General features: G+C 70.7%; 23 protein-coding genes and 1 pseudogene. 8 read left to right on the top strand and 16 right to left on the bottom strand.

Features of this window, described 5'->3' with window-relative positions; genetic code table 11:
• Positions 1 to 86: 86 nt before the first annotated feature.
• Together G3I71_RS27295 and G3I71_RS27290 are read right to left on the bottom strand one after the other, a co-directional pair.
• Positions 87 to 2009, bottom strand: a complete 1923-nt coding sequence (locus G3I71_RS27295) for an IucA/IucC family protein (RefSeq protein WP_343243093.1) — start codon at positions 2007 to 2009, stop codon at positions 87 to 89.
• Between the two features lie 155 nt (positions 2010 to 2164).
• Positions 2165 to 3586: a diaminobutyrate--2-oxoglutarate transaminase family protein gene (locus tag G3I71_RS27290; RefSeq protein ID WP_164318514.1), complete on the bottom strand. Its 1422-nt coding sequence runs from the start codon at positions 3584 to 3586 to the stop codon at positions 2165 to 2167.
• A gap of 356 nt (positions 3587 to 3942) precedes the next feature.
• On the opposite strand from G3I71_RS27290, the gene G3I71_RS27285 reads away from it, so the two are divergent.
• A complete protein-coding gene (locus G3I71_RS27285; RefSeq protein ID WP_164318342.1) occupies positions 3943 to 5178 on the top strand; it encodes a hypothetical protein in 1236 nt (411 codons plus the stop codon).
• 136 nt (positions 5179 to 5314) lie between these two features.
• Here the strand turns inward: G3I71_RS27285 and hflX are convergent, their stop codons facing one another.
• The 6 genes from hflX to miaA all read right to left on the bottom strand — a co-directional run bounded on the left by hflX (position 5315) and on the right by miaA (position 13612).
• Positions 5315 to 6811, bottom strand: a complete 1497-nt coding sequence (gene hflX, locus G3I71_RS27280) for a GTPase HflX (protein WP_164318340.1) — start codon at positions 6809 to 6811, stop codon at positions 5315 to 5317.
• A 179-nt stretch (positions 6812 to 6990) separates the two neighbouring features.
• Complete coding sequence (locus G3I71_RS27275) at positions 6991 to 8445, bottom strand: M1 family metallopeptidase (RefSeq protein WP_164318338.1); 1455 nt, start codon at positions 8443 to 8445, stop codon at positions 6991 to 6993.
• 69 nt (positions 8446 to 8514) lie between these two features.
• Positions 8515 to 10755 carry a bifunctional (p)ppGpp synthetase/guanosine-3',5'-bis(diphosphate) 3'-pyrophosphohydrolase gene (locus G3I71_RS27270; RefSeq protein WP_164318336.1) on the bottom strand — a complete coding sequence of 747 codons (2241 nt, stop codon included), beginning with the start codon at positions 10753 to 10755 and terminating at the stop codon, positions 8515 to 8517.
• Positions 10756 to 11053: 298 nt separating this feature from the next.
• Entirely contained in the window at positions 11054 to 11923 is an 870-nt protein-coding gene (gene dapF / locus G3I71_RS27265) for a diaminopimelate epimerase (RefSeq protein ID WP_164318334.1), read from the bottom strand.
• Between the two features lie 150 nt (positions 11924 to 12073).
• A complete protein-coding gene (locus tag G3I71_RS27260; RefSeq protein WP_164318512.1) occupies positions 12074 to 12565 on the bottom strand; it encodes a hypothetical protein in 492 nt (163 codons plus the stop codon).
• Positions 12566 to 12673: 108 nt separating this feature from the next.
• The gene (miaA, locus tag G3I71_RS27255) at positions 12674 to 13612 is read right to left on the bottom strand and encodes a tRNA (adenosine(37)-N6)-dimethylallyltransferase MiaA (protein WP_164318332.1); all 939 of its coding nucleotides are present in this window, start codon (positions 13610 to 13612) and stop codon (positions 12674 to 12676) included.
• Between the two features lie 181 nt (positions 13613 to 13793).
• Here miaA and G3I71_RS27250 point away from each other — a divergent pair, with 181 nt between their 5' ends.
• Positions 13794 to 14069, top strand: a complete 276-nt coding sequence (locus G3I71_RS27250; protein WP_164318330.1) for a hypothetical protein — start codon at positions 13794 to 13796, stop codon at positions 14067 to 14069.
• A 23-nt stretch (positions 14070 to 14092) separates the two neighbouring features.
• On the top strand, positions 14093 to 14362 hold the full coding sequence (locus G3I71_RS27245; protein WP_164318328.1) for an antitoxin: 270 nt from the start codon (positions 14093 to 14095) through the stop codon (positions 14360 to 14362).
• A 93-nt stretch (positions 14363 to 14455) separates the two neighbouring features.
• Here G3I71_RS27245 and G3I71_RS27240 read toward each other — a convergent pair whose 3' ends face one another.
• The 5 genes from G3I71_RS27240 to G3I71_RS27220 form a co-directional block, all read right to left on the bottom strand.
• Positions 14456 to 15175 carry a class III extradiol dioxygenase subunit B-like domain-containing protein gene (locus G3I71_RS27240; protein WP_164318327.1) on the bottom strand — a complete coding sequence of 240 codons (720 nt, stop codon included), beginning with the start codon at positions 15173 to 15175 and terminating at the stop codon, positions 14456 to 14458.
• Positions 15176 to 15209: 34 nt separating this feature from the next.
• Entirely contained in the window at positions 15210 to 15479 is a 270-nt protein-coding gene (locus G3I71_RS27235) for a hypothetical protein (protein WP_164318324.1), read from the bottom strand.
• Between the two features lie 46 nt (positions 15480 to 15525).
• Entirely contained in the window at positions 15526 to 17055 is a 1530-nt protein-coding gene (gene miaB, locus G3I71_RS27230; protein ID WP_164318322.1) for a tRNA (N6-isopentenyl adenosine(37)-C2)-methylthiotransferase MiaB, read from the bottom strand.
• A 386-nt stretch (positions 17056 to 17441) separates the two neighbouring features.
• Complete coding sequence (locus G3I71_RS27225) at positions 17442 to 18134, bottom strand: M24 family metallopeptidase (RefSeq protein ID WP_164318320.1); 693 nt, start codon at positions 18132 to 18134, stop codon at positions 17442 to 17444.
• Between the two features lie 177 nt (positions 18135 to 18311).
• The gene (locus G3I71_RS27220; RefSeq protein ID WP_164318510.1) at positions 18312 to 18779 is read right to left on the bottom strand and encodes a molybdopterin-dependent oxidoreductase; all 468 of its coding nucleotides are present in this window, start codon (positions 18777 to 18779) and stop codon (positions 18312 to 18314) included.
• A 177-nt stretch (positions 18780 to 18956) separates the two neighbouring features.
• Between G3I71_RS27220 and G3I71_RS27215 the strand changes: the two genes are divergently transcribed.
• Genes G3I71_RS27215 through G3I71_RS27200 form a run of 4 tightly spaced genes read left to right on the top strand, consistent with a single transcriptional unit; the run spans position 18957 to position 22181 of the window.
• Positions 18957 to 19343, top strand: a complete 387-nt coding sequence (locus tag G3I71_RS27215) for a molybdopterin-binding protein (RefSeq protein ID WP_203731525.1) — start codon at positions 18957 to 18959, stop codon at positions 19341 to 19343.
• A 59-nt stretch (positions 19344 to 19402) separates the two neighbouring features.
• Positions 19403 to 20236, top strand: coding sequence for a molybdate ABC transporter substrate-binding protein (modA, locus tag G3I71_RS27210; RefSeq protein WP_164318318.1), 834 nt, complete (start codon positions 19403 to 19405; stop codon positions 20234 to 20236).
• Positions 20233 to 21105, top strand: a complete 873-nt coding sequence (gene modB / locus G3I71_RS27205) for a molybdate ABC transporter permease subunit (RefSeq protein ID WP_164318316.1) — start codon at positions 20233 to 20235, stop codon at positions 21103 to 21105. Before modA ends, modB begins: the two co-directional genes overlap by 4 nt.
• Positions 21102 to 22181 (top strand): ABC transporter ATP-binding protein, encoded by a 1080-nt coding sequence (locus G3I71_RS27200; protein WP_164318314.1) that lies wholly within the window; start codon positions 21102 to 21104, stop codon positions 22179 to 22181. Before modB ends, G3I71_RS27200 begins: the two co-directional genes overlap by 4 nt.
• A 43-nt stretch (positions 22182 to 22224) precedes the next feature.
• Here the strand turns inward: G3I71_RS27200 and G3I71_RS51360 are convergent.
• Positions 22225 to 22413 (bottom strand): annotated as a pseudogene (locus G3I71_RS51360) (hypothetical protein); the annotation flags it as partial.
• A gap of 128 nt (positions 22414 to 22541) precedes the next feature.
• On the opposite strand from G3I71_RS51360, the gene G3I71_RS27190 reads away from it, so the two are divergent.
• Positions 22542 to 23540, top strand: coding sequence for a TAXI family TRAP transporter solute-binding subunit (locus tag G3I71_RS27190; protein ID WP_164318312.1), 999 nt, complete (start codon positions 22542 to 22544; stop codon positions 23538 to 23540).
• 22 nt (positions 23541 to 23562) lie between these two features.
• Here G3I71_RS27190 and G3I71_RS27185 read toward each other — a convergent pair whose 3' ends face one another.
• Both G3I71_RS27185 and G3I71_RS27180 read right to left on the bottom strand, forming a co-directional pair.
• A complete protein-coding gene (locus G3I71_RS27185) occupies positions 23563 to 24975 on the bottom strand; it encodes a HAMP domain-containing sensor histidine kinase (protein ID WP_164318310.1) in 1413 nt (470 codons plus the stop codon).
• 9 nt (positions 24976 to 24984) lie between these two features.
• Positions 24985 to 25671 (bottom strand): response regulator transcription factor, encoded by a 687-nt coding sequence (locus G3I71_RS27180; protein WP_164318308.1) that lies wholly within the window; start codon positions 25669 to 25671, stop codon positions 24985 to 24987.
• Positions 25672 to 25937 lie beyond the last annotated feature (266 nt).

The raw sequence follows: 25937 nt of genomic DNA, 5'->3' as shown, positions 1-25937 counted from the left end.
GGACGCTCCTCTCAGGAGATGGGGTGTGTGGTGGTGTTCCTCGGGGGTGAAAGGGAGTTGGGGGCGTCAGGGGGAGGTCAGTGACGTCAGGAACGCAGGGGGTTGGCGATGCTGACGTAGACGGACTGGGTGTCGACCGGGCCGACGAGCTCGTCGAGGCCGTGCAGCCGGGTGAGCAGGTTGGCCTTGCAGCGCAGGACGGGCGAGTCCAGCAGACGGCCGGGCAGGGACGTACGCAGTCGGGTGGGGCCGGTGGCGATGGCTCCGAGAAAGCGACGGAAGGCGGCCAGCAGGAGTTGTTCGTCGGCGAGGCGCTGGGAGCCGAACGCGCCGATGAGGCCGAGGACGTTGTTGATGCCGAGGTAGTAGGCGAATCGTTCGTCGGTGACCTCGTCGGAGACGAACGTGTCGCTCTGCTCTCCGATGCCCGGCAGCCGGGCATCGAGTTCGGCACGCCGGGACTCGCGGAAGTAGTACCCCTGGTTGTCGCGATATCGGCCTCCCCGGGGCCAGCCGTCGGCGTCCAGCAGGACCAGGGTGTTCTGCTGGTGGGCCTCCAGGGCGATGCCCGCCTCGCTGTCCAGCCAGAGCACGGGGCGTACGACCTGCTCCAGGTAGCGCAGGAACCACTCGGCGGCGACGGCGGCGCGGGGGCGGCCGGTTCGTCCGGCGAGCCGTGTGACGACCTCGGCGAGTCGGGACCGCAGGATCGGGCCCTCCCGTTCCGGGTCGGCCGTACTGCCCAGGTGGGCGTGGGGGCGGGGCGAGACGAGTCCCGCGATGCAGGACACGTCGTCCGCCGGGTGGAACGGGTTGTGCCGGATCATCACGTCGAGGCCGGGGACGGGGCGGCCGTCCGGGTCGTCGACGGCGAGCCAGGCCGGGTCGCGGACGATGTCGAAGCCCGGGTGCGCGGCCTGCCACCGCTTGGCCAGTCCGCAGCGCAGCAGTCGGTGCACCTCGACGCCCCGGTGGAGTTCCTTGCGGAGGTTCTCGCGCCGGGAGTTGGTGATGCGCAGTCCCAGCGAGAGTTTCAGCATCGCGGGGGCGCCCGAGCGGTGGACGGTGCGTACGGAGGAGGTGGGGTGCCAGGGGGAGCCGTGGGTGCAGAGGTCGCGGAGCAGTCCGGCCTCGAACAGGGCCGCGATCTCCGGGCGGTGGCGGGTCTCACGGATCTGCCAGGGGTGCAGCGGGAGGGCCGCGTAGCCGTCGGGCAGCGGCAGTTCGGCGCCGATGAGCTGCTCGGTGAGCTGCTCGGCGCGGACAGGGCGGCCACGCTCGGTCCAGGCCGAGTCCGTGGCGAGCACGGAGGGGGCCACCGCCAGCCAGTGGAGGGGGAAGGAGCCGCGCAACTCCGGTGAGTAGAGGCGGGCTTCGGCCTCGGCGAGCCCTTCGCGGCTCTTCGGGGTCGGATGCAGCGGGTGGCCGAGCAGCAACGACTGCTCGGCGGCGAGGAAGAGGTCCGGCCCGTCGACCGGCTGCGCACGACGGTCACTGATGAAGGCGGCGGTCCGGCGGACGGAGTCGGCGACACGTGCGACCAGGTCGACCGCGTCGGGGGGCAGGACCGAGGACACCGGCCGGGTCGGGGCATCGACCGCCGCTGACGTGCCGCGCACGTCCGCCGGGCGCGTCTCGGTCACCGGGCCGGCTCCGGCCGCGTTCGGGCCGTCGTACGCCTCCCTCGCGAGCAGGGTCGCGACGGTGACCGCGTCGGCTGCCGGGGCTCCCGCGGGCGCGTCGGCCAGGTGGGGGAGGCCGAAGCGGTGCCAGCCGGTCGGGGACCAGTAGTGGACCGGGGCCAGCAGGGCGGTGCCGCTGGTCGGGAGGGAGATCCGGAGGGTGCCGTCATCGGGGGCGGTGAGGTTGTTCTCCCGTACCCAGCAGCGCAGCAGGTTCTCGGTGGCGGCGGCCTGCGCCGCGGTGTGGGGGTCGAGGTGTTCCAGGAGGTCGGCCGTGGCACCGCGCGCCCACCCGGCGCCGCCGGCCGCTCCCTTCTGGCGGGGCACCGTGTCTCTCCCGGTCCGGGAGCCGCGCGCGGGGGTGGGGTGGGAACGGCCTTCGGGTACGGGGGTGCTGTTCAAGACCAATCCTCGTGACGTTGTTCGAGTGCGCGTAAGGAGGGGAGGCGAACCGGGTCGCTACGGGCCTGCGTCGGACCTGGCTACCCCGCTCGCTCGGCGTGGGTGGCGTGCGGGCGGCCGGAGCCGGTGTGGCCGCGTGCCACCGCCGCCACCGCGTCGGCCAGCCGGTCGAGTACCGCGGCGGCCTGTTCGTCGCTGATGGTCAGCGGCGGCAGCAGGCGGACGACGCTCGCCCGGCGTCCGCCGAGTTCGACGATCAGGCCCCGGCGCAGGCACTCCCGCTGTACGGCGGCGGCCAGTTCGGGCGCCGCCGGACGCGGCCCACCGTCGGCCGGGGCGGGGAAGACCTCCGGATCGGTGTACCGGTCATCGTCGGCGGAGTCCGCGGCGGCTCCCGCGCCCGGTTCGACCAGTTCGACGCCGATCATCAGACCCCGGCCGCGCACATCACCGACGATCGGGAACTCCGCTGCCAGCTGCCGGAGTTGGGAGAGCATGCGGGTGCCCAGGGTGGCCGCGCGTTCGGCGAGTCCGTGTTCGCGGACGTACGTCAGGGTGGCCGTGCCGGCGGCCATCGCGAGCTGGTTGCCGCGGAACGTGCCCGCGTGGGCGCCGGGTTCCCAGACGTCGAGGTCGTCGCGGTAGACCACGACGGCCAGCGGCAGGCTGCCGCCGATCGCCTTGGACAGCACCATCACGTCGGGGGTGACCCCACTGTGCTCCACCGCCCAGAACGTGCCGGTGCGGCCGACTCCCGTCTGGATCTCGTCGGCGATCAGCGGGATCGAGCGGGACTCGGTTATCCGTCGCATGCGCCGCATCCAGGCGTCCGGCGCGGGAATCACCCCGCCTTCGCCCTGGACGGGTTCGAGGATCATCCCGGCGGGCAACGGCACGCCCGACCTGGGGTCGTCGAGGACCGACTCGGTCCAGCGGGCGGCGAGTTCGGCGCCCTGGGCGCCACCCGTACCGAAGGGGCAGCGGTAGTCCTGGGGGAAGGGCAGCCGGGCGACCCGTACGTCGGTCACGTGGTCGGAGGCGCCGAGCGAAGCTGCGGTCATGCCGTGACAGGCGCCCGTGAAGGCGAGCATGCCGGTGCGGCCGGTCGCGGCGCGCACGAGCTTGAACGCGGCCTCGACCGCGTCCGTCCCGGCCGGTCCGCAGAACTGCACGCGCGCGTGGCCGGCGAGCCCGGGCGGCAGGGTGCGGAACAGTTCGGTGATGAAGGCGTCCTTGACGGGGGTCGCCAGGTCGAGGACGTGCAGCGGCGCCCCCGAGTCGAGGACCTTGCGGATCGCCTCCAGCACGACTGGGTGGTTGTGGCCGAGTGCCAGTGTCCCCGCACCCGAGAGGCAGTCGAGGTAGCGGCGGCCGTCGGCGCCCTCGATCGTCAGCCCACGGGCCCGTACGGGGACGACCGGCAGGGCGCGCGCGTAGGTGCGTGCCGCCGATTCACGCGCCGACTGGCGCCGCAGAATCCCCTCGTGCGCCCCCGTCTCCATGGACTCCCGCAGCCCCAATGCCCCAACTCCCCGCTGTTCCACTGCTCTGCCGTCCCGCCAAGCACCAACTCGCCGATAGACCCCTCCCGTTACCAACACCCTGCGCACCACAGGAGTCACGGGTCGGCTCAAGATCCTTGCCGGGACGGCGCCGTCGCCTCAGCACTCCGGGAACAGCACTCCGGGAACAGCCGTGACAAGGCGTCACATCGACGGCCCGGCGGGAGGATCGGCGGACCGGACCGCCCGTAGCGAAACCGTTGCCGTTCCGGCGGATGCGCCCCACAGCGACCGCATAGTGTGTGATGCCGAGCGGGGACAGCACACGGTTCGACCACGCCAGGGGGAGTCAGATCATGCGACCCAAACGCCCACCCTTCATCGCCCGGGACGAGAGGGGCGCGCGCCGCGGAACCTCCCCCCTGCCGGCCGTCGTAGGCCTGGCCGTGGCGCTCGCGCTCACCGCCACCGCCTGCGGGTCCGGCTCCGACTCCGGGGGTTCCGACGCGAGCGGGCAGTCCTCCGCCTCCGCGACCGACGACGGCGCCGGAAAGATCACGATCCCGGACGGGCTCAGGGACAAGCTCAAAGAGCACGGGATAGACATCGACAAGTGGAAGAACGGCGCCTGGAAGAACTGGGACAAGGACGACTGGCTGCGCGAGGCCGAGGACTACGTCAACCCGATCATCGAGGGCCTCTGGGACACGGACCGGATGCGGGACGCCGACGACCCGGAGAAGAGTGTCGACGCGAACGACCTCTCGGGCGACCAGGGCGTCACCGACCCGACGCCGCGGGCGGTGAAGGCCAGGGCCGTGCCGCCCGCGTACCACGCCAACGCACCCGAGGCGGGCAAGGTGTTCTTCGACGCCCCCGAAGGCACGATGGTCTGCTCGGCGACCGTGGTGGAGGACCCCGCTCACCCCGGTAAGTCGAACCTCGTCTGGACGGCGGGCCACTGCGTGCACGCGGGCAAGAAGGGCGGCTGGTACCGCAACATCGCCTTCGTGCCGTCGTACAACAACGCGGGCAGGTCGAGCGCCGAGCTGGAGAACACTCCTCGCGCGGAGGTCGCGCCCTACGGCGTCTGGTGGGGTGACTGGACACAGACCTCGGACCAGTGGATCGCGCAGGGCGGTTCGACGGGCGGCGACGGGGCGCCGTACGACTTCGCGGTCATCCATGTGACACCCGAGAAGGGCGGCAGCGGCAAGTCGCTGGAGGAGACGGTCGGTTCAGCTCTCCCGGTGGACTTCGACGCGCCTGCCGTGTCTCAGGTGGAGAGCATCACCGCGACCGGGTATCCGGCGGCGGCGCCGTTCGACGGCGAGACGATGTACCAGTGCCAGGACGAGCCGGGCCGGCTGTCGATCCTCAGGTCGGATCCGACGATGTACCGGATCGGATGCACGATGACCGGCGGTTCCTCCGGCGGCGGCTGGGTCGCAACGGGCTCGGACGGCAACCCGGCCCTCGTCTCCAACACCTCGATCGGCCCGGTGAGTTCGGGCTGGCTGGCAGGCCCGAGGCTGGGCAAGGTCGCCAAGAGCGTGTACGACGAGGTGAGCGGCAAGTTCGCCGCCCAGTGAGGAAATGGGCCCCCATGCCGAAGGCATTGGGGGCCCATTTCAGGGGCGCGGGGCTCTGACATTTGCGGCTCCGCCGCGTGGGCGCGACCAGCCACGACGCACCCGCAGACAAGCAACTCACCCGACCCGGCGGAGCCTAAAGCGCTGCTGCCGCCGGAACGTACGGTGCCAGTTCCGCCGCCAGTTCCTCATGCACCCGCGCCTTGAGCAGCGTGCCCTCCCCGGTGTGCTCCTCGGAGATCACCTCGCCCTCGGTGTGGGCACGGGCGATCAGGCTGCCGTGGGTGTACGGCACGAGCGCCTCGATCTCCACCGAAGGCCGGGGCAGCTCGTTGTCGATCAGGGCGAGCAGTTCGTCGATGCCCTGGCCGGTGCGGGCGGACACGGCGATCGAACGCGTCTCCATCCGCATCAGCCGCTGGAGCGTCAGCGGGTCGGCCGCGTCCGCCTTGTTGATCACGACGATCTCGGGTACGCCGGTGGCGCCGACGTCCCTGATGACCTCGCGCACGGCGGCCAGCTGCTCCTCCGGCGTCGGGTGCGAACCGTCGACCACGTGCAGGATCAGGTCGGCGTCGCCGACCTCCTCCATGGTGGAGCGGAACGCCTCGACCAGGTGGTGCGGCAGGTGCCGTACAAAACCGACGGTGTCGGTCAGTGTGTGCAGCCGTCCGCTCGGGGTCTCGGCCCGGCGCACGGTCGGGTCGAGGGTCGCGAACAGGGAGTTCTCGACCAGTACGCCCGCGCCCGTGAGGCGGTTGAGCAGCGAGGACTTGCCTGCGTTGGTGTAACCGGCGATGGCGACCGAGGGCACCTTGTTGCGGCGGCGCTCCTGGCGCTTGATCTCGCGGCCGGTCTTCATCTCCGCGATCTCCCGGCGCATCTTCGCCATCTTCTCGCGGATCCGGCGCCGGTCCGTCTCGATCTTGGTCTCACCGGGACCACGTGTGGCGAGGCCGCCGCCCTTGCCGCCGCCCATCTGACGAGACAGCGACTGACCCCAGCCTCGAAGCCTCGGCAGCATGTACTGCATCTGCGCGAGCGCGACCTGCGCCTTGCCCTCACGGGACTTGGCGTGCTGGGCGAAGATGTCGAGGATCAGGGCCGTACGGTCGATGACCTTGACCTTGACGACGTCTTCGAGGTGGATCAGCTGGCCCGGGCTCAGCTCACCGTCGCAGATGACGGTGTCCGCGCCCGTTTCGATGACGATGTCCCGCAGCTCGTTGGCCTTGCCGGAGCCGATGTAGGTGGCCGCGTCGGGCTTGTCGCGGCGCTGGACGACGCCGTCGAGCACGAGCGCGCCCGCGGTCTCCGCGAGGGCGGCGAGCTCGGCGAGCGAGTTGTCCGCGTCCCGGACGGTCCCCGTGGTCCAGACGCCGACGAGCACGACCCGCTCCAGACGGAGCTGGCGGTACTCGACCTCGGTGACGTCCTCGAGTTCGGTGGAGAGGCCCGCCACGCGGCGCAGGGCCGCGCGCTCGGAGCGGTCCAGCTGGTCGCCGTCCCGCTCTCCGTCGATCTCGTGGCTCCAGGCGACGTCCTCTTCCATCAGGGCATCGGCCCGAAGACCTTCGGGGTAGGTGTGCGCGAGGCGCTCAGTGTCCTGGGAAGGGGAAGAAGAGGAGGTCATTGGATCCTTACGTCGATGGGGTCGCGTGTGCGGCGACGGAGCGTGCCCCGTCACTGACCACAACGCACGAGCGTCCCGGGAGATTCCCGGAATCCGTCCCGCGAGGCCGGGGGCAGTGCCGCCGACCTGAAGATGGTCGCACGGCACGCCCCGTCTCGTCACGGTGTTATTCCGTGGCGCTATGACGTGGGCGCGACGGACTTCCAGTCCGGGTGCCCGGGCATCGGCGGTGTCTTCTCCGCGTACAGCCACGCCCGGAAGAACGCGCTCAGATCGCGCCCGGCGATGCCGGAGGCGAGGCGCTCGAAGTCGGCGGTGCCCGCGACGCCGTCCTTGTGGAGACCGACCCAGGCCTCCTCCACCCGCTCGAACGCCGGGCGGCCGATCTCCTGACGCAGGGCGTAGAGGGCGAGGGCGGCCCCGTCGTAGACGTTCGGGCGGAAGATGCCGATCTTCTGGCCGGGCTTGGGGGGCTTGGGGGCGGCGGGTGGTCCGCCGGCGGCCCGCCAGCGGTCGGAGGCGCCGTACGCCGCCTTCATGCGGTCCACCAGCTTCCGGCCCGCCTTCTCCTCCGCGTACAGGGCCTCGTACCAGGTGGCATGTCCTTCGTTGAGCCACAGGTCGGACCAGGTGCGCGGGCTGACGCTGTCGCCGAACCACTGGTGGGACAGTTCGTGCACCATGATCGAGTCGACGTACCACTCGGGGTACGCGGGCTCGGTGAACAGGTCTCTCTCGAAGAGAGAGAGTGTCTGCGTCTCCAGCTCGAAGCCGGTCGACGCCTCGGCCATGAGCAGCCCGTACGTCTCGAACGGGTAGCGGCCGACCTTGCTCTCCATCCACTCGATCTGCGCGGGCGTCTTCTTCAGCCACGGCTCGAGCAGCGCCCGGTCCTTGGTGGGCACGACATCGCGCAGTGGCAGTCCGTGCGGCCCGGTGCGGTGCACCACGGTGGAGCGGCCGATGGACACCTGGGCCAGTTCGGTGGCCATGGGGTGCTGGGTACGGTACGTCCAGGTCGTGGCGCCGCCGACCCGGTCGACGCCCGTCGGCAGACCGTTGGCCACGGCCGTGTAGCCGTTCGGGGCGGTGACCCTGATGGTGAACATCGCCTTGTCCGACGGGTGGTCGTTGCACGGGAACACCAGGTGCGCGACATCGGCCTGGTTGGCCATCGCGAGCCCGTCGTTCGTCCGCACCCAGCCGCCGTCCCGGCCGGCCGGGGACACGGGGTCGCTGGTGTGCCGCACGGTGATCCGCGTCCAGCTCCCGGCGGGCAGCGGTTCCCGGGGTGTCACCACCAGGTCCTCGCCCGCACCGGTGAACGACGCCGGCTCACCGTCGACCTCGACCGACCCGACGGTGCCATGGGAGAAGTCGAGGTTGATCCGTTCGAGTTCGGTGGTCGTCCAGGCGTCGATGGTCGTGACGGCGGACAACGGCTTGCTGTTGGTTCCGGAGTAGCTGAAGGCGAGGTCGTACGACGCCACGTCGTACCCGGGGTTGCCCAGGTGCGGGAAGAGGCGGTCGCCGACGCCCAGGGGTGCCGCGGGGGCACTCGCGGCGACGAGGCAGACGGAGACGGCGGAGGCGAGCAGCGCCGACGTGAACCGGGTACGGGGGTTGAGCAGCATGCACCACCGCTACCAGCGCCCGCCCGCCGGAGGGCGCCGACTCGCGCCGGGCCCACCCGAACGGGTGCCTCAGGGAACCGCCACGTGATGCTGCGCCCGGCTCACGTCGTACACGCCCGGCACATTGCGCATGGCCCGCATGAGGGCCGGAAGGTGCGCCGCGTCCGGGAGTTGGAGCGTGTAGGTGTGGCGTACGCGCTGCTGGCTGGGGGGTTCGACGGTCGCCGAGACGATCGCGACGCCCTCCAGGGCGATGGCTTCGGTGAGGTCGGCCAGCAGATGGGGCCGCCCGAACGATTCAGCGACCAGGGTGACCCGGGCCTCGGTGGTGTCCCCCCAGTGCACGCCGACCTCCGCGCGCCCCGTGCTCTTCATGTGCGCCACCCCGGCGCACTCCACCCGGTGGACGGTCACCACTCCCCCGCGCACGGCGAAGCCGGTGACCTCGTCGGGCGGTACGGGCGTACAGCAGCCGGCGAGCCGTACGGTCGCGCCGGGCTGGTCGACGACGGCGGTCGCGGCGGGGTCGGCGGACTCGGCACCGCCCTGGGCCGAGCGGGCGTCGACGGCCGCTCGGGCGGCCTCGGCGGTGGCCTCCTCGGCCTCCGAGGGGTCCCCTGAGGATCTCGGCGGCACATCCGCCGGATCGCTGTGCGCCGGATGGGCGGCCAGCCAGCGCTGGATGGCGATCCTGGCGACGGGCGTGTGCGCGTGGTCCAGCCACTCCCTGGAGGGCTCGGAGGCCGGGTCCTGCCCCATGAGGAGCTGGACGGTGTCTCCGTCGCGCAGGACCGTGCTCAGCGTCGCCAGCCGGCCGTTGACCCGGGCGCCGATACAGGCGTGCGCGTCCTCGCCGTACAGCGCGTACGCGGCGTCCACGCAGCTCGCGCCCTCGGGCAGCCCCAACGAGCCCCCGTCGGCCCGGAAGACGGTGATCTCACGGTCCTGGGCGAGGTCCTCGCGCAGGGTGGACCAGAAGGTGTCGGGGTCGGGCGCGGCCTCCTGCCAGTCGAGGAGACGGGACAGCCAGCCGGGCCGGGTGGGGTCGATGCGCTCACCGTCGGCGTCGAGGTCGGCCCGCGCCCCGTCGCCGCCGGTCTGCTCCTCCGAAGGAGGAGCGTAGGGATTGCCGAGCGCGATGACACCGGCCTCGGCGGCCTTGTGCATCTGGTGGGTACGGATGAGGACTTCGGCGACCTGGCCGTCCGCACGGGCGACGGCGGTATGCAGCGACTGGTAGAGGTTGAACTTGGGTACGGCGATGAAGTCCTTGAACTCCGAGACGACCGGCGTCATACAGGTGTGCAGCTCGCCCAGTACGCCGTAGCAGTCGGCGTCCTCGTTGACGAGCACCAGGACCCGCCCGAAGTCGGAGCCGCGCAACTGGCCGCGCTTGCGCGACGCCCGGTGCAGGGACACGAAGTGCCGGGGCCGGATGAGGACTTCGGCCTGGATCCCCGAGTCGCGCAGCACCGCGCGTACCTCGTCGGAGATCTCGGCGAGCGGGTCGTCCGCGCGGGCGGCGTTGTCGACGATCAGCTCCCGGGTGTGCCGGTACTCCTCGGGGTGCAGGATCGCGAAGACCAGGTCTTCCAGTTCGGTCTTGAGCGCCTGGACGCCGAGCCGCTCGGCGAGCGGGATGAGCACGTCCCGGGTGACCTTGGCGATGCGTTCCTGCTTCTCGGGGCGCATCACGCCCAGGGTGCGCATGTTGTGCAGCCGGTCGGCGAGTTTGATCGACATCACGCGGACGTCGTTCCCGGTGGCGACCAGCATCTTGCGGAAGGTCTCGGGCTCTGCGGCGGCGCCGTAGTCGACCTTCTCCAGCTTCGTGACGCCGTCGACGATGAAGCGGACCTCGGCGCCGAACTCCTCACCGACCTGATCGAGCGTCACGTCCGTGTCCTCGACGGTGTCGTGGAGCAGAGACGCCGTCAGAGTCGTGGTCTCCGCGCCGAGTTCGGCGAGGATCAGGGTCACAGCGAGCGGGTGCGTGATGTACGGCTCGCCGCTCTTGCGCATCTGACCCCGGTGCGAGGACTCGGCCAGGACGTAGGCCCGGCGCAGCGGTTCCAGGTCGGCGTCGGGGTGGTGGGCGCGATGCGCCTCGGCGACATGGCCGATGGCGTCGGGCAGCCGGTCGCGGGTCGCGGAGCCGAGGAACGCGGCCCTGCCCAGTCGGCGCAGGTCGATCCGGGGGCGGGACCGTCGGCGGGGCGCCAGAGCCCCGTCCTGTTCCAGCGGGGCCGTGAGCTTGGGCGAGGACGTCACAGCACCTGGGCTCGCGGGATTCGTGGCCTCCGCACTCATGGGCACCTCCGGCTACCTGGACCGGCGGACGGGATGCCCCATGGCGGACGACGGCTCAGGGGATGGCGTTGTTCCCCCGTCCGGGCCGGTGCTTGATGCTACCGAGCCCACCACGTGCGACCGACCACCTCTCGTCGAGCGTGAAACGGATCACCCATTCGAGCGACGACCCAGACACCCGTGCCTCCGAGCCACCTGGGCCGAGGCCAACCCCCACTTCGAACCATAGCGAGCCCTATAACCTGCGTTTCCATAGCCCACAGGACCTACAGCCTGCACTGTCAAGTCAACGACCGCTTCAGCGTGCCGCGATTTCCAGCCACTCCGCGTCGATCTCGCCCTCGGCGACGATCACTGCGGGACCCGTCATCTCGATCTCGCCGTCGATCCTCTCGGTGATCACCAGGCGCCCGCCGGGCACATCGACGGTGTACGTCACCGGCGTGCCGGTCACGGCCGGGTCGGCACCGTCGCGCCGGGCGGCGGCCACGGCGACGGCACACGCGCCCGTGCCGCACGAGCGGGTCTCACCGGACCCGCGCTCGTGCACGCGCAGCGCGACATGTCGCGGGCCCCGGTCGACCACGAACTCGACGTTGACCCCGTCCGGGTAGACGGAGGCCGGGCTGACCGGCGGCGCGGTGAACAGATTGCCCGCGTGCTCGAGATCGTCCACGAAGGCGACAGCGTGCGGGTTGCCCATGTTCACGTTCCGCGCGGGCCAGCTCCGCTCGTCGACACGCACGGTGACCTCCCCTTCGGGAAGGAGCGCCTTGCCCATACCGACGGTGACGTCGCCCTCTTTGGCGATGTGTACGCGCTTCACGCCCCCGCGCGTGGCGACAGCGATGTCCCCTTCGGTCACCTGTCCGGTCCGCTGGAGGTAGCGCGCGAAGACCCGCACCCCGTTGCCGCACATCTCCGCGATCGAGCCGTCGCCGTTGCGGTAGTCCATGAACCACTCCGCCTCGGCCGCCATACCCCTGGCCTCGGGATGCGCGGCGGAACGCACGACGTGCAGCAGCCCGTCACCCCCGATGCCCGCACGCCGGTCGCACAGGGCGGCGACGGCGGCCGGGGGGAGGTCGATGACGTTCTCCGGGTCGGGGACGATCACGAAGTCGTTCTCGGTCCCGTGCCCCTTGAGGAAGGCGATCCGCGTGCTCATTCCTCGATCGTACGGGGCGGGTACGACACGACGGGCCGTGGCTGGTTCGCAGGCCGGGCCATGCGCGTCCAGCCCGTCCGGCGCTTGAGGACGAGGCCGTTCAGGCCGAACGGGGGTCCGGGGGCAGAGCCCCCGATGACGGCGCCCGCCTCACCGCAGCCGGGCCACTCTCCACACGGCGAGCCCGATGACCACGACCACCATCACCACGTACGCCGGGACGACCCGCCAGTCCCGGCGGCTGCTCTCGCCGAGCCCCGGAGCCGTGTAGCCGACCCGGCGGGCGGCCATCATGCCCCAGCCCGCCGCACAGGAGCAGATGAGCAGTCCCAGCATGGCGATCACGGCTCCGCTGTCTCCGAAGTCGAACGCCAGCGGGAAGGCGAACATCAGGGAGCCCAGGGCTGCCAGGACCACGATCGGGGCGAGCTGCCAGATGCGCAGGCGGCGCTGCGGCCGGAGTTCGACCTCGACCTCGGGCCCGAGGAACATCTCGTCCGGTTCGGGTCCGTCGGCGGTCACGCCGCCCTGTGTCTCGTCGGGCCCGTCGGGGCTCAGACGATCCTCGTCCCGTTCCGCTTCGCCACCGTCACTTGTGACGTGTCCCGCGCCTTGTGCGGTGTCGCGAGGGGCGGCTTCCATCGCCACGCGCCCTCCCAACTCGGACTCCACTTGGTCGATCGAAGCTCGATGATGGCACGGCGCCGGAGGCCTGGATGACGGCCTGAGCGTCCCGATGCCAGGACGTGATCAGGCTGTGACCGGTCGTTCGACCAACGCCAGTGCGAGATGCGGAAGTTCTGTGAGATCCGCCGCAGCCCCACTCAACCAGTGCACCCGGGGATCGCGTCTGAACCACGAATCCTGACGGCGCGCGAAGCGCTTGGTGGCGCGCACGGTCTCGGTACGCGCGTCGTCCTCGTCGCACTCCCCCGCGAGCGCCGCGAGCACCTGCTGATAGCCCAGCGCGCGCGATGCCGTGAGCCCTTCGCGCAGGCCGTGCGCCTCCAGCGCGCGCACCTCGTCCACGAGCCCCGCCGCCCACATCCGGTCGACCCGGCGGGCGATGCGCTCGTCCAGCTCGGGGCGGGAGACGTCGACGCCGATCTGCACGGTGTCGTACACGGAGTCGTGACCCGGAAGGTTGGCGGTGAAGGGCTTGCCGGTGATCTCGATGACCTCAAGGGCGCGGACGATACGGCGGCCGTTGCTGGGCAGGATCGCCTGCGCGGCCTCGGGATCGGCGGCGGCCAGCCGGGCATGCAGGGCGCCGGAGCCGCGCAGTGCCAGCTCCTCCTCGAGGCGGGCCCTGACCTCGGGATCGGTGCCGGGGAACTCCATCTTGTCGACGGCGCCACGGACGTACAGACCGGAGCCGCCGACCAGGACCGGCCAACGTCCCTCGGCGAGCAGCGCGTCGATCCGCTCGCGGGCGAGCCGCTGGTACTCGGCGACGCTGGCCGCGACGGTCACGTCCCAGATGTCCAGCAGGTGGTGCGGGATTCCGCCGCGCTCCTCGGGCGTCAACTTGGCGGTGCCGATATCCATCCCTCGGTAGAGCTGCATCGAGTCGGCGTTGACGACCTCGCCGCCGAGACGCTGAGCGAGAAAGACGCCCAGATCGGACTTTCCGGCTGCCGTGGGGCCGACGACGGCGATGACTCGTGGGGTGGGGGCTGCGCTGCTCACCGCCACAGTCTCGCAAACCCGGGACGCGTCCTCGAACGAGCGACGTGACGGCGGCGATCCGGGGTCGTTGCCAGTTGCGAGGTTCGCGCCGCCGGATTCGGGAGGCGGTGACGGGGGCGACGCAAACGGACGCACCGGGCGACGCGGGATTTCGCCCGCAAGAGTAATATATGGAGTAGATATGGGCGTTTTTGCACGGCTTCTTGGACGGTCGAAGACCACGGAGGAGGCGTCGACCGCCGACGAGCAGTCCGTCGTCGTGACGGACGGGCCGGCGGCGGAGGAGACGGAAGCGGCGAAGGGGTCGCCCGAGGCCGGCAGCGGTGACGGGACGGAGAGCACGGCGGACATGACGGAAGCCGTGGCCGTGCCCGCCACCGAGGTCGTCGAGATCCCCAAGCAGCAGTCCGCCGAGGAGGCCGCCGACAGCGAGGCCGGTGAGGGCGCCCGCAGGTAACCGCCCGCGAGGGAAGGCGAAAAATGGGTCTGCTGGACAATCTGAAAGCAAAACTCGCCCCGGCCAAGGAGAAGGTCGCGGACTTCGCGCACCAGCACGAGGACCAGATCGAGCGAGGTCTCGACAAGGCCGCGAAGGTGGTCGACGAGAAGACCAAGGGCAAGTACAGCGACAAGATCCATACGGGCACCGGCAAGGCGAAGGGCGCCGTGGACCGACTCGCGCACAAGGACGGTGGCACCCCGGACGACACGTTCACGCCACCGCCGGACGCACCACCACCGGCTTCCTGACCGGCGCGAACGACAGCACGACACATCGACGGACGGCTGCGGAGCCCACGCTCCCGGCCGTCCTCCGTGTCACGGCAACGGCAGCAACAACTGCTACGACCAGGCCGCGACCACGTACCCCACGCCGTAGGGCGCGTCCTCGTACAGCAGTGTGCCCGCGAGGTCGGCGTTCTCGGCCGCGCCCGCGAGGACCTGCCAGGGCGCCCGGCCCGAGACCTTCAGTTCGTACGCCAGTTCCGCGTCCAGCGCCTTGAGTGCCGCCACGTCCGCCGAGCCGAGCGCCCGCGCGATGTCCGCGTCGAACCCGGCCGCCCGCTCGTCGAGGTACCCCGGTGCCTTGAGCGTGCGGCACGCGCCGGCGTCACCCATCACCAGCAGGGCCACCCTCTCCGGCCGCCCGCCGATCTCCCTCCCGACCGCGATGCACCGCTCGGCGGCCAGAGGCTCCCCCACACCCAGGCCCTCCACGGGCGCCTGGCACCAGCCGGTCCGCTCCAGCAGCCAGGAGGCGACGGCGAGCGAAGGCGGCAACTCCCGTTCCGTCGCTGCCGGACCGGCGTTCCCGGTACCCAGGCGTACGTCGAGGTCGACGCCGAAGCCGCGGAACGAGCCCCGGGTGCCCTCCGGGTGCGGTCCGCGCCCGCTCTGTCCGGCAGGCCCGACCACCAGCAGGCGGTCGGGGAGGGACGCCGCGAGCACGCCCAGCGCGTCCGTGCAGGCGGCGCGCGCGGTGTCCAGCTCGGGTGCGGCGCCCGCGGCCACGTCGGGGACGAGGAGCGGCGGACAGGGGCAGACGGCGGCGGCGACAAGCATGATCGGCAGGGTAACCCCGGAGGACGGCCCGGTGTCAGTCCTCGATGAGCACGTCGGTCAGGTCGATGACCGTGAGGAGGAGCACCACGAGCTTGCCGTCACTGATCACGTACTCGATGAAGAGGTTGCGGGAGAGGGCGATCTCACGCGTTGTCTCGTCACCGCGGACGGAGTGGGAGAGCTTGTGCCGCGGGTCGGTCACCAGTATGGCCAGGCCACGCTCCAGCATGTCACGCCGGTCGGTGGACAGGCTGTCGCGTACATGGGCGGCTTCTTCGGTGAACGCGACTCTGTACGGCAACATGTGGTGCTCCTTTCCACCCGCTTTCCACTCGCATTGTGGCAGGACGTCAGTCGCAGCCGCAGCCGCTCCCCGCGGCCACCGGCAGCGGAGCCGGCGCCCCGATCCCCGGCAGGCCCAGCATCACGCCCGCCGGCTTGACGGCCTCCGCGGTGTTGCGCTTCTCCCAGGCGTCACCCGCGCGCGTGGGACGCACGTTCAGGACGGCGCCCTCGGCGAGGAGGTGGTGCGGGGCGGCGTACGTGATCTCGACAGTGACCACGTCCCCGGGGCGCACCGCGGTGTCCGGTCGGGTGAAGTGGACCAGGCGGTTGTCGGGGGCGCGGCCGGAGAGGCGGTGGGTGGCGCCGTCCTTGCGGCCCTCGCCCTCGGCGACCATCAGCTCCAGGGTGCGGCCGATCTGCTTCTTGTTCTCGTCCCAGGAGATCTCCTCCTGGAGGGCGGCGAGACGCAGGTAGCGCTCCTGGACGACCTCCTTCGGGATCTGGTTGTCCATGGTGGCGGCAGGAGTGCCGGGCCGCTTGGAGTACTGGAAGGTGAACGCCTGCGCGAACCGCGCCTCGCGCACCGCGTGCATCGTCTGCTCGAAGTCCTCCTCGGTCTCGCCGGGGAAGCCGACGATGATGTCGCTGGTGATCGCCGCGTGCGGAATGGCGGCCCGCACCTTCTCGATGATCCCCAGGTAGCGCTCCTGGCGGTACGAGCGGCGCATCGCCTTCAGGATCGTGTCCGAGCCGGACTGCATGGGCATGTGGAGCTGCGGCATCACGTTCGGTGTCTCGGCCATCGCGGCGATGACGTCGTCGGTGAAGTCGCGCGGGTGCGGGGAGGTGAAGCGGACGCGCTCCAGGCCGTCGATCCTCCCGCAGGCCCGCAGCAGTTTACTGAAGGCCTCGCGGTCACCGATGTCGGAGCCGTACGCGTTGACGTTCTGGCCGAGCAGGGTGATCTCACAGACGCCCTCGTCGACCAGCGCCTCGATCTCGGCGAGGATGTCGCCGGTGCGGCGGTCCTTCTCCTTGCCGCGCAGGGCCGGGACGATACAGAAGGTGCACGTGTTGTTGCAGCCGACGGAGATCGACACCCAGGCCGCGTACGCGCTCTCGCGCCGCGTCGGCAGCGTCGACGGGAACGCCTCCAGGGACTCGGCGATCTCGACCTGCGCCTCCTCCTGCACGCGCGCGCGTTCGAGCAGGACGGGCAGCTTGCCGATGTTGTGCGTACCGAAGACGACGTCCACCCAGGGCGCCCGCTTCACGATGGTGTCGCGGTCCTTCTGCGCGAGGCAGCCGCCCACGGCGATCTGCATCCCGGGACGCTTCGTCTTCATCGGGGCGAGCCTGCCGAGGTTGCCGTACAACTTGTTGTCGGCGTTCTCGCGCACGGCACAGGTGTTGAAGACGACGACGTCCGCATCGCCGTCCGCATCCTTGGGAGCACGCACATAACCGGCGTTTTCGAGCAGACCGGACAATCGCTCGGAATCGTGGACGTTCATCTGGCACCCGTAGGTGCGGATTTCGTAGGTGCTGGTTCTCTGAACGTCCACTACCGGGCTCCGGTCACTGCTGCTGGTCATGTTTCAAGAGTAGGCGGTCGAGAACGGGGTCCCATCTCAGCAGTACGGCAGGCTCGACGCTGCCGCGGGGGAGGAACAGGACGATGAGGCAGGCAGTGGCGCGCTGGTGGCCCACGACACGATCGGTGCTCGCATGGTGGGTGTGTTTCACGCTTGCTCTGTGGCTGTTGGGCAAGGTTCTCGGTCAGGCTGCGGAGCTCGCCCCCTGCGCTGCGTCCGCGGGGTTGCTGGTGGCGATCGGGGAGGCGGGCGACTGGCTGCGACGGCGGTGGAATGCGCGCCGCCGCGCCGAATGAGTCCCGGTATCGCACGCCGCTCCGAGATCCCGCCGACCCGCGATCGTGTCTGGCCGGCCGGCTCGTTCTCCATGAAACCGGGGTGCCGGATCAGCCGAGGGTGAGCAGCTCCTCGTAGAAGCCGCCGAACTCCCTTTCCTGGTCGATGAGATGGATCTCCAGGATCCAGTGGCAGCGGCGACCGGCCTTGTCGGTGCGCCGCAGTGGGGTGTCGTTGGCGGGGGCGATGTACGACTCGGTGTCCGCGCCGTCGATCCACTCGTGCGGGAATTCGCCGACCAGGTGTCCGGCGTGCCAGCCGCCCAGCTCCCACCCGGCTTCCTTCGCGAGCCGTTCGACCTCGGCGTACAGCCGTGCGCCGGTGATGTCCGGGTCGGCTTCGAAGAAGCGGCGGCCGGCCTCGAAGACCTTCGGCAGGTCGTCGCACAGTCGGTGTCTGACCGGGTCGTCGCCCAGCACGAACGTCCGGCCGAAGTCGGCCTCGTACTCCTCGAAGATCGGGCCGAAGTCGGCGAACACGATGTCGTCCGCGCCGATCACCCGGTCCGGCGGGTTCTCCCGGTAGGGCTTCAGCGTGTTGGGTCCGGAGCGCACGATCCGCTTGTGCCAGTGCCGGGTCGTGCCGAACAGCTCGTTCGCCAGGTCCCGGACACGGTCGCTGACCGCCCGCTCGCCCTCGCCCGGCGCGACCAGCCCGCGCGCCTCGATCTCCGTGAAGAGCCGTTCGGCCTTGGCCTGGGCGTCCAGCAGTCGTGCCGTGCGTGTGGGTTCGTCGTCCGCCATGGGCCCGAAAGTAGGCTGCGGGATCGTTTCTCGGCAACCGAGAATGGCCACGGGGAGAGGTCTCGGTCGGCACCGGATCCTCCGCCCGGGTCCGGCACGTCCGCCCGTCCGCCCGTCCGCCCGTCCGCCGATGGGACGGGGCTCACCGTGATCCTCTCGTCAAGGTCATCCCCCCGTTCACGGCCACGCGCGGTATCCGCCGTCCACGCGGATCGCGTTGATCCCGCTGATGTGCCGGGCCCCGCAGCGGTCCTGCGGGAGGACGAGCTGCGGGCCGGCCCGGTCGAGCGGGGTGTCGTCGATGGTGACCGCGAGGAGCACGGGAGCACATCCGAAGTCGGGATCTATCTCGGCCCAGGACAGCAGGGCATGGTGGCCGTCCGCCCCGGCCACGGCGATCAGGAAGCGCAGGCGGTCCTTGCGGCGGGCGGGGTCGAATCCTGGCTCGGCCGCCGACAGCACGTCGTGCAGCAGTGGTCCGGTGAAGCGGTGGTGCCGGACGCCGCTGGTGGCGCACTCGAAGCTGACGTCGGCCTCGCGCTGGGGCCAGGCGAGCAGGTCGGGCACCGTCAGCCGGGACGGCCGGGCCAGATCACCGGCAAGGGAGAGCTCCGCCATCGGAACGGCGGCCGTACCCGCGGCCATATTGGCGGCTGTATTGGCGGCTGCGAGGGACTGACTCACGGGCTACCACCTCCCGGATGACCGTACCCGGACCCGCCTGCCGTGCAAACGCACATGCCATCTCTATGAATCAGAGTTCCAGCTCATGCGAAGCCACAGGAGACTTTCACCTTGCATCTGCGGCATTATCATCAGCGCATGCACACCTACCGGATCGGGGAAGCCGCCGCCCTGCTCGGTGTCAGTGCCGACACCGTGACGCGCCTGGTCGACGGCGGGAGACTCACCGCCGAACGGGACGAGCAGGGCCGCCGGATCATTCCCGGGCCGGTCCTCGCCGCCTACGCCCGTGAGACGCATCGCGCGGAGCGGGAGTCCACCGGCTCCTCGGCCCGCAACCGCCTGACCGGCATCGTCACCGACGTGATCCTCGGTGATGTGTCGGCGCAGGTGGAGATCCAGGCCGGACCGTTCCGGGTGGTGGCGTTGGTCAGCCGTGAGTCGGCCGATGAACTGGAGCTGGAGCCCGGTGTTCCGGCGGTTGCCGTGATCAAGTCGACCAACGTGGTCGTCGAAAGACCGTAGATGGTCCGCCAGGACCACAGGTGATTGTGTCCGTCAGGACCAGAGGGAGCAGACCCGTGATGACCCGTACCGCGCACCGGACCCGTCGGACCCTGCAGGTGACCGGTGCGGGCGTCGCCGCGCTGCTGGCCCTGAGCGCCTGCTCGTCGTCCGACGACTCCTCGTCGGCGAAGTCGGACCCCTCGGCGTCCGCGGCCACCTCGGCCTCGGACAAGGTGTCCGGCACGGTGACCGTGTTCGCCGCCGCCTCCCTCAAGGAGAGCTTCACGGCCCTGGGCGAGCAGTTCGAGAAGGCACACCCCGGTACGAAGGTCACCTTCAGCTTCGGCGGCAGCGACTCCCTCGCCGCGAGCATCACCGGCGGCGCCCCCGCCGATGTGTTCGCCTCCGCCAGCCCCAAGACGATGAAGATCGTCACGGACGCCGGGGACGCCTCCGGCACGCCCGCCACCTTCGTCCGCAACCAGCTGGAGATCGCCACCCTCCCGGGCAACCCCGACAAGATCGCCTCCCTCAAGGACCTCACCAAGGCGAGCCTGAAGGTCGTGCTCTGCGACAAGACGGTGCCCTGTGGCGCCGCCGCGCAGAAGGCCCTCGACGCCGCGAAGCTGAAGCTCACCCCCGTCTCCTACGAGCAGGACGTCAAGGCCGCCCTGACGAAGGTCGAGCTGAAGGAGGCCGACGCGGCCGTCGTCTACAAGACCGATGTGCACGCGGCGGGTGACAAAGTGGAGGGCGTGGAGTTCCCCGAGTCCGCCGGCGCCATCAACGAGTACCCGATCGTCCAGCTCAAGGACACCGAGAACGCCGAGGCCGCCAAGGCCTTCATCGCGCTGGTGCAGTCCGCCGAGGGCCAGCAGATCCTGACCGAGGCCGGGTTCCTCAAGCCGTGACCCTCCCGACCGACGAGTCCGGTGCCGCGGCCGAAACCCTCAAGGGCGGTCCGCGCCGTCGGCGTGTCCGGACGGGCGGACGCGGCGTCGGCCAAGGCGTGCCACTCGCACTGCTGGTGCCCGCGCTGATCGGTCTGGCGTTCCTGCTCGTGCCGCTGATCGCGCTGCTCGCACGGGCCCCGTGGCGCGGCCTGCCCGAGCTCCTGAGCAGCGCCGAGGTGTGGCAGGCCCTCCAGCTGTCCCTGGTCTGCGCCACGGCCGCGACCGCGGTGAGCCTGGTCGTCGGTGTGCCGCTGGCCTGGCTGCTGGCCCGGGTCGAGTTCCCCGGACGGGGCCTTGTACGGGCGCTGGTCACCCTGCCGCTCGTGCTGCCGCCGGTGGTCGGCGGTGTGGCGCTGCTGATGGCGCTCGGCCGCAACGGCATCGTCGGGAGGTCGCTGGACTCCTGGTTCGGGATCACGCTCCCCTTCACCACCGCCGGGGTCGTGGTGGCCGAGGCGTTCGTAGCTATGCCCTTCCTGGTCATCAGCGTCGAGGGCACCCTGCGCGCCGCCGACCCGCGCTTCGAGGAGGCCGCCGCGACGCTCGGCGCCTCCCGCTTCACCGCGTTCCGCCGGGTCACCCTCCCGCTGATCGCGCCGGGCATCGCGGCCGGCGCGGTACTGGCCTGGGCCCGGGCGCTGGGCGAGTTCGGCGCGACGATCACCTTCGCCGGCAACTTTCCGGGCCGTACCCAGACCATGCCGCTCGCCGTGTATCTCGCCCTGCAGAGCGACCCGGAGGCCGCCATCGCCCTCAGCCTGGTCCTGCTGGCCGTGTCCATCGCGGTGCTGGCGGGCCTGCGCGACCGTTGGATGACAGCAGGATGACCGAGACCCGTCACTCCGCTGCCGCCGACCCCGCCCTGGACGGCCTAGACGCCCACCTCGTCGTCGAGCGCGGCGCCTTCCGTCTCGACGTGGCACTGCGCGTCGCGCCCGGCGAGGTCGTCGCACTGCTCGGCCCGAACGGCGCCGGAAAGACCACCGCCCTGCGCGCCCTCGCCGGCCTGACGCCGCTCACCGGCGGCCGTCTGCGGCTGGACGGCACGGCGTTGGAGCGTATGCCGCCGGAGTCCCGCCCGGTCGGCGTGGTCTTCCAGGACTACCTGCTCTTTCCGCACCTGACCGCCCTGGACAACGTGGCGTTCGGGCCGCGCTGCCACGGCTCGACCAAGGCGGAGGCACGTGCGCAGGCCGCCGAGTGGCTCGGCCGCCTGGGCCTCGCGGATCACGCCGGCGTCAAGCCGCGCAAGCTGTCCGGCGGCCAGGCCCAGCGCGTCGCCCTGGCCCGCGCACTGGCGACCCGCCCCCGCCTGCTGCTCCTCGACGAACCGCTCGCCGCGCTGGACGCCCGTACCCGCCTGGAAGTGCGCGCCCAACTCCGCCGCCACCTGGCCGAGTTCGAGGCCGTCGCCGTCCTGGTCACGCACGACCCGCTGGATGCCATGGTGCTGGCGGACCGGCTGGTCGTCGTCGAGGACGGCCGGGTCGTCCAGGAGGGCAACCCCTCCGACATCGCCCGCCATCCCCGTACGGACTACATCGCCCAGCTGGTCGGCCTCAACCTCTACCGGGGCGAGGCCGACGGCCACACCGTCCGCCTCGACGCCGGCCCCTCCATCACCACCACCGAGGCCCTGGTCGGCCCGGTCTTCGTGGCGTTCCCGCCGAGCGCGGTCACCCTCTACCGCGACCGTCCGACCGGTGCCAGCGCCCGCAACCTCTGGCGCTGCGAGGTGGCCGGCCTGGAGAGCCACGGCGACCAGATCCGTGCCGACCTCACCGGAGAACTTCCGCTGGCCGCGGACCTGACCACGGTCGCCGCCGCCGAACTCGATCTGCACCCGGGCGCGGAGGCCTGGGCGACGGTGAAGGCCGCGCAGACCCACGCCTACCCGGTCTGAGGACACGCCAGAGCCGAGCCCCACCCGACAAGGCAGGCAGTACGTGAATCAGGGCCGTGCCGTACGCGACGTACACGACGTCGGCCAGCTCGTGCGCCAGCCGGTCCAGCGGGCCCGTGACCGCGACCTCGGCGGGCGCACCGCGGGTCTCGAGGCCGAAGGCGAGGTGGATCTCCCGGACGAGGTCGGCGGGAGAGAAGTGGGAAGCGGAAGGAGAGGTACCGGGGCGCATGCGGTGACTCCGGCGACCTCACGCCGACACTCCGGGCGCCGATCCGATCGTCGTACAGGCAGGTACGGCAAACACCTCTCCCCCTATTTCCTGGCCAGCACGGGGGCCGTACTGGCAGGATCTCGCGCATGTTGAAGGTGCTCCCCAGGATCCGCAGGCGACAGGCCCTCATGGGCTCGGCCGCCGCATTCGTGGTCTTCGGGCTGCTGCTGTGGTGGCTGCTGCCGCTGGACGAGGACCCGCCGGCCGGGACGATCACGTTCAGCACCGGATCTCCCGCCGGCGTCTACCAGCAGTACGGCTCGGGGCTCAGGACGGCCTTCGCGAAGGACATGCCGAACCTGGACGTACGGCTGTTGAACAGCCAGGGATCGCAGGAGAACGTCGAGCGGGTGGCCACGGGCCACGCCGACTTCACCATCGCCGCGGCCGACGCGGTGGAGACGTACAAACTGAGGAAGCTGCCGGGGGCCGACACCCTGCGCGGGGTCGCGCGCCTGTACGACGACTACGTGCAGCTGGTCGTTCCGCGCGACTCCAAGATCTCGACCATCCAGGACCTGCGGGGCAAGCGTGTGGCCATAGGGCTGGAGAACTCCGGCGTACGGCTGATCGCGAACCGGGTGCTGGCCGCCGCCGGTCTCGATCCGACCAAGGACATCAAGCCCTTCGCCGACGGCATCGACACCGGGCCCGGGCGGCTCCGGAAGGACCAGATCGACGCTTTCTTCTGGTCGGGCGGACTGCCCACGAACGGTCTGGTGCAGCTGGCGAAGAACTTCGCCTTCCGCTTCGTCCCGATCGACGCGGACCTGGTCACCAAGCTGCACGAAGAGGGCGGAGCCTCCCGCTACTACCGGGCCACCAACATGCCCGAGTCGGCCTACCCGTCCATCCAGGACGGCTCGACCGTGGCGACGCTCGCGGTGTCCAACCTGCTCATGACACGCGAGGACGTGGACCCGAGGCTCACCGAGTGGCTGACCCGGTCGGTGATCAACAGCCGGGACCGCATCGGCGCCCACGTCCACTCGGCACAGCTCGTGGATCTGCGGACCGCCATCTACACCGACCCGTTGGCCCTGCACAAGGGCGCCCGGCGCTACTACCGCTCGGTCAAGCCGTAGGGCCGGTCGCGACACGGGAACCTCAGGACGCCGGGCCCGACCTCGGCACGCACACCGTCACCTTCAGGCCGTGCGGCTCGTGATGGTCGTACGAGATCGTGCCGCCGCCCGCTGCCAGCAGGACCCGGGAGATGGACAGACCGAGGCCCGAGCCCTTGACGTTCTGATGCCTGCCGCTGCGCCAGAAGCGGTCGCCGATACGGGCGAGTTCGTCGTCGGTGAGGCCCGGGCCGCCGTCGGTGACCACGACCGTCGAGGTCGCGCCGTTCGACGCGACCGACACCCGCACGCACTCGTCCCCGGGCGTGAACTTCACCGCGTTGTCGATCACCGCGTCCAGGGCGCTGGACAGCGTGACCGGGTCCGCCCAGGCGGTGGTGGCCGGGCAGTCGCCGACCAGGCGCACGCCCTTGGCCTGGGCCAGCGGGGTCCAGGCCGCGACGCGCTCGGCCGTCAGCGCGCCGATGTCGGTGAGTGCGAGGTCCGCCTCGGCGTGCTCGGCCAGCGCCAGGTCGAGAAGGTCGTCCAGGACCTCGGCCAGGCGCTTGCCCTCGGTCTGGACCGAGGCGATCTCCTCGTTTCCCTCCGGCAGTTCGAGTGCGAGCAGTTCGATCCGCAGCAGCAGCGCCGAGAGTGGATTGCGCAGCTGGTGCGAGGCGTCGGCGACGAAGGCACGCTGCTGCTCCAGCACGTCCTCGACGTTGTCCGCCATCTCGTTGAACGCCCGGGCCAGCCGTCTGAGTTCCGGCGGCCCGCCGGCCACGGCCACCCGGGACTTCAGGCTCCCGGTCGCGATGCTGTGCGTGGTGGCGTCGAGGACGCGTACGGGCCTGAGCACCCAGCCGGTGAGGCGCAGCGCGGCGCCCACCGCGAGCAGCATCGCGGCGATCTCGCCGGCTCCGATGATGAGCCAGCCGTGCAGCGTCCGTGAACGCATCTGCCCGGTGGGCGAGTCGGTGACCACGACGGCCACGACGTCGCCGTCCCGGATGACCGGCGACGCGACGACGAGCCGGTGCTCCTGCCAGGGCCAGACCTGTTGCGGATCGTGGCTGCGACGGGAGAGGAGCGCCTCGGCGAACGCGTCACGCACCTCGCCCGTTTCCGGTAGGTACCAGTCGGTCGGCGCGTTGGCCATGGGTGCGTCGTTGCGGTAGAAGACACCGGAACGGATGCCGTAGACGTCGTAGTAGCTCTCGAGTTCCCGTTGGAGGGTCTCGCCGCGCTCGTCGGTGTCCGCGTCCTTGACGCGGGACCCGGTGGGCCGGTCGGTGACGAACTGGGCGAGCGCCGCGAAACGCGCGGTGTCGTCGATCCGGTCGACGACGACCGTCTGCTGCTGGGCGGCGGCCACGCTGATGGCGAGCGGGATGCCGAGCGCGAGCAGAACTGCCGCCATCAGGACGATGAGCAGGGGAAGGAGACGTGTGCGCACCCGTACCCGCTACCGCGTCGGGGCGACGAGCCGATAGCCCACGCCGCGGACGGTCTCGATCAGCGCCGGCATGCGCAACTTGGCGCGCAGGGACGCGACATGCACCTCCAGAGTGCGGCCGGTCCCCTCCCAGCTGGTCCGCCAGACCTCGCTGATGATCTGTTCGCGGCGGAACACCACTCCGGGACGCTGCGCGAGAAGGGCGAGCAGATCGAACTCCTTGCGGGTCAGCTGGACCACCGAACCGTCCACGAGGACCTGCCGGTTGGACAGTTCGATCCGCAGCGACCCAAGGAGCAGCGCGTCCTCCCCTGCCTCGGCGGCGTCCTCGTGGACACTGCGCCGGCTGACGGCGTGGATCCGGGCGAGCAGTTCCCCGGTGTCGTACGGCTTCACCACGTAGTCGTCGGCGCCGAGATTGAGGCCGTGGATGCGGGAGCGGATGTCGGAGCGCGCGGTGACCATGATCACGGGAGTGTTGGTGCGCTTGCGGATCTTGCCGCACACCTCGTACCCGTCCTGGTCGGGCAGGCCCAGGTCGAGCAGCACCACGCCGAAGCCGTTTCCTTCCGGGACGAGCGCCCGGAGGGCCTCCTCGCCACTGCGGGCGTGCGTGACGTCGAAACCGTGCCGCGCCAGGACCGCGGAGAGCGCGGCGGCGACATGGTTGTCGTCCTCGACGAGGAGCAGTCTCATCGCGACCCCTTTCGGTTCACAGGCTTCATGGGCTTCATGGACTTGGGTTCATGAGAGCTTCGGTCCGTCGGCCGTGCGGTTTCGACTTGTACACCACACGCTGGTGCACCAAACGCGGTGCACCAGCGGAGTACACCATGTGGACACACGCACGCGCGTGCCTGGTTCCGGCTGCGGAACGCTTCCGTTATCCAGCCGGTACACCTCTTTCGGGGGACGCCACAAAGCGTGTTGACCTGACATCAGATCGTTATCCTCAAGTTCCC

Origin of the sequence: Streptomyces sp. SID12501 (genome assembly GCF_010550245.1) — a bacterium.
Taxonomy (GTDB): domain Bacteria; phylum Actinomycetota; class Actinomycetes; order Streptomycetales; family Streptomycetaceae; genus Streptomyces.
Note: the sequence above shows the minus strand (reverse complement) of the source record. Positions and strands in the feature narration are given on the sequence as shown.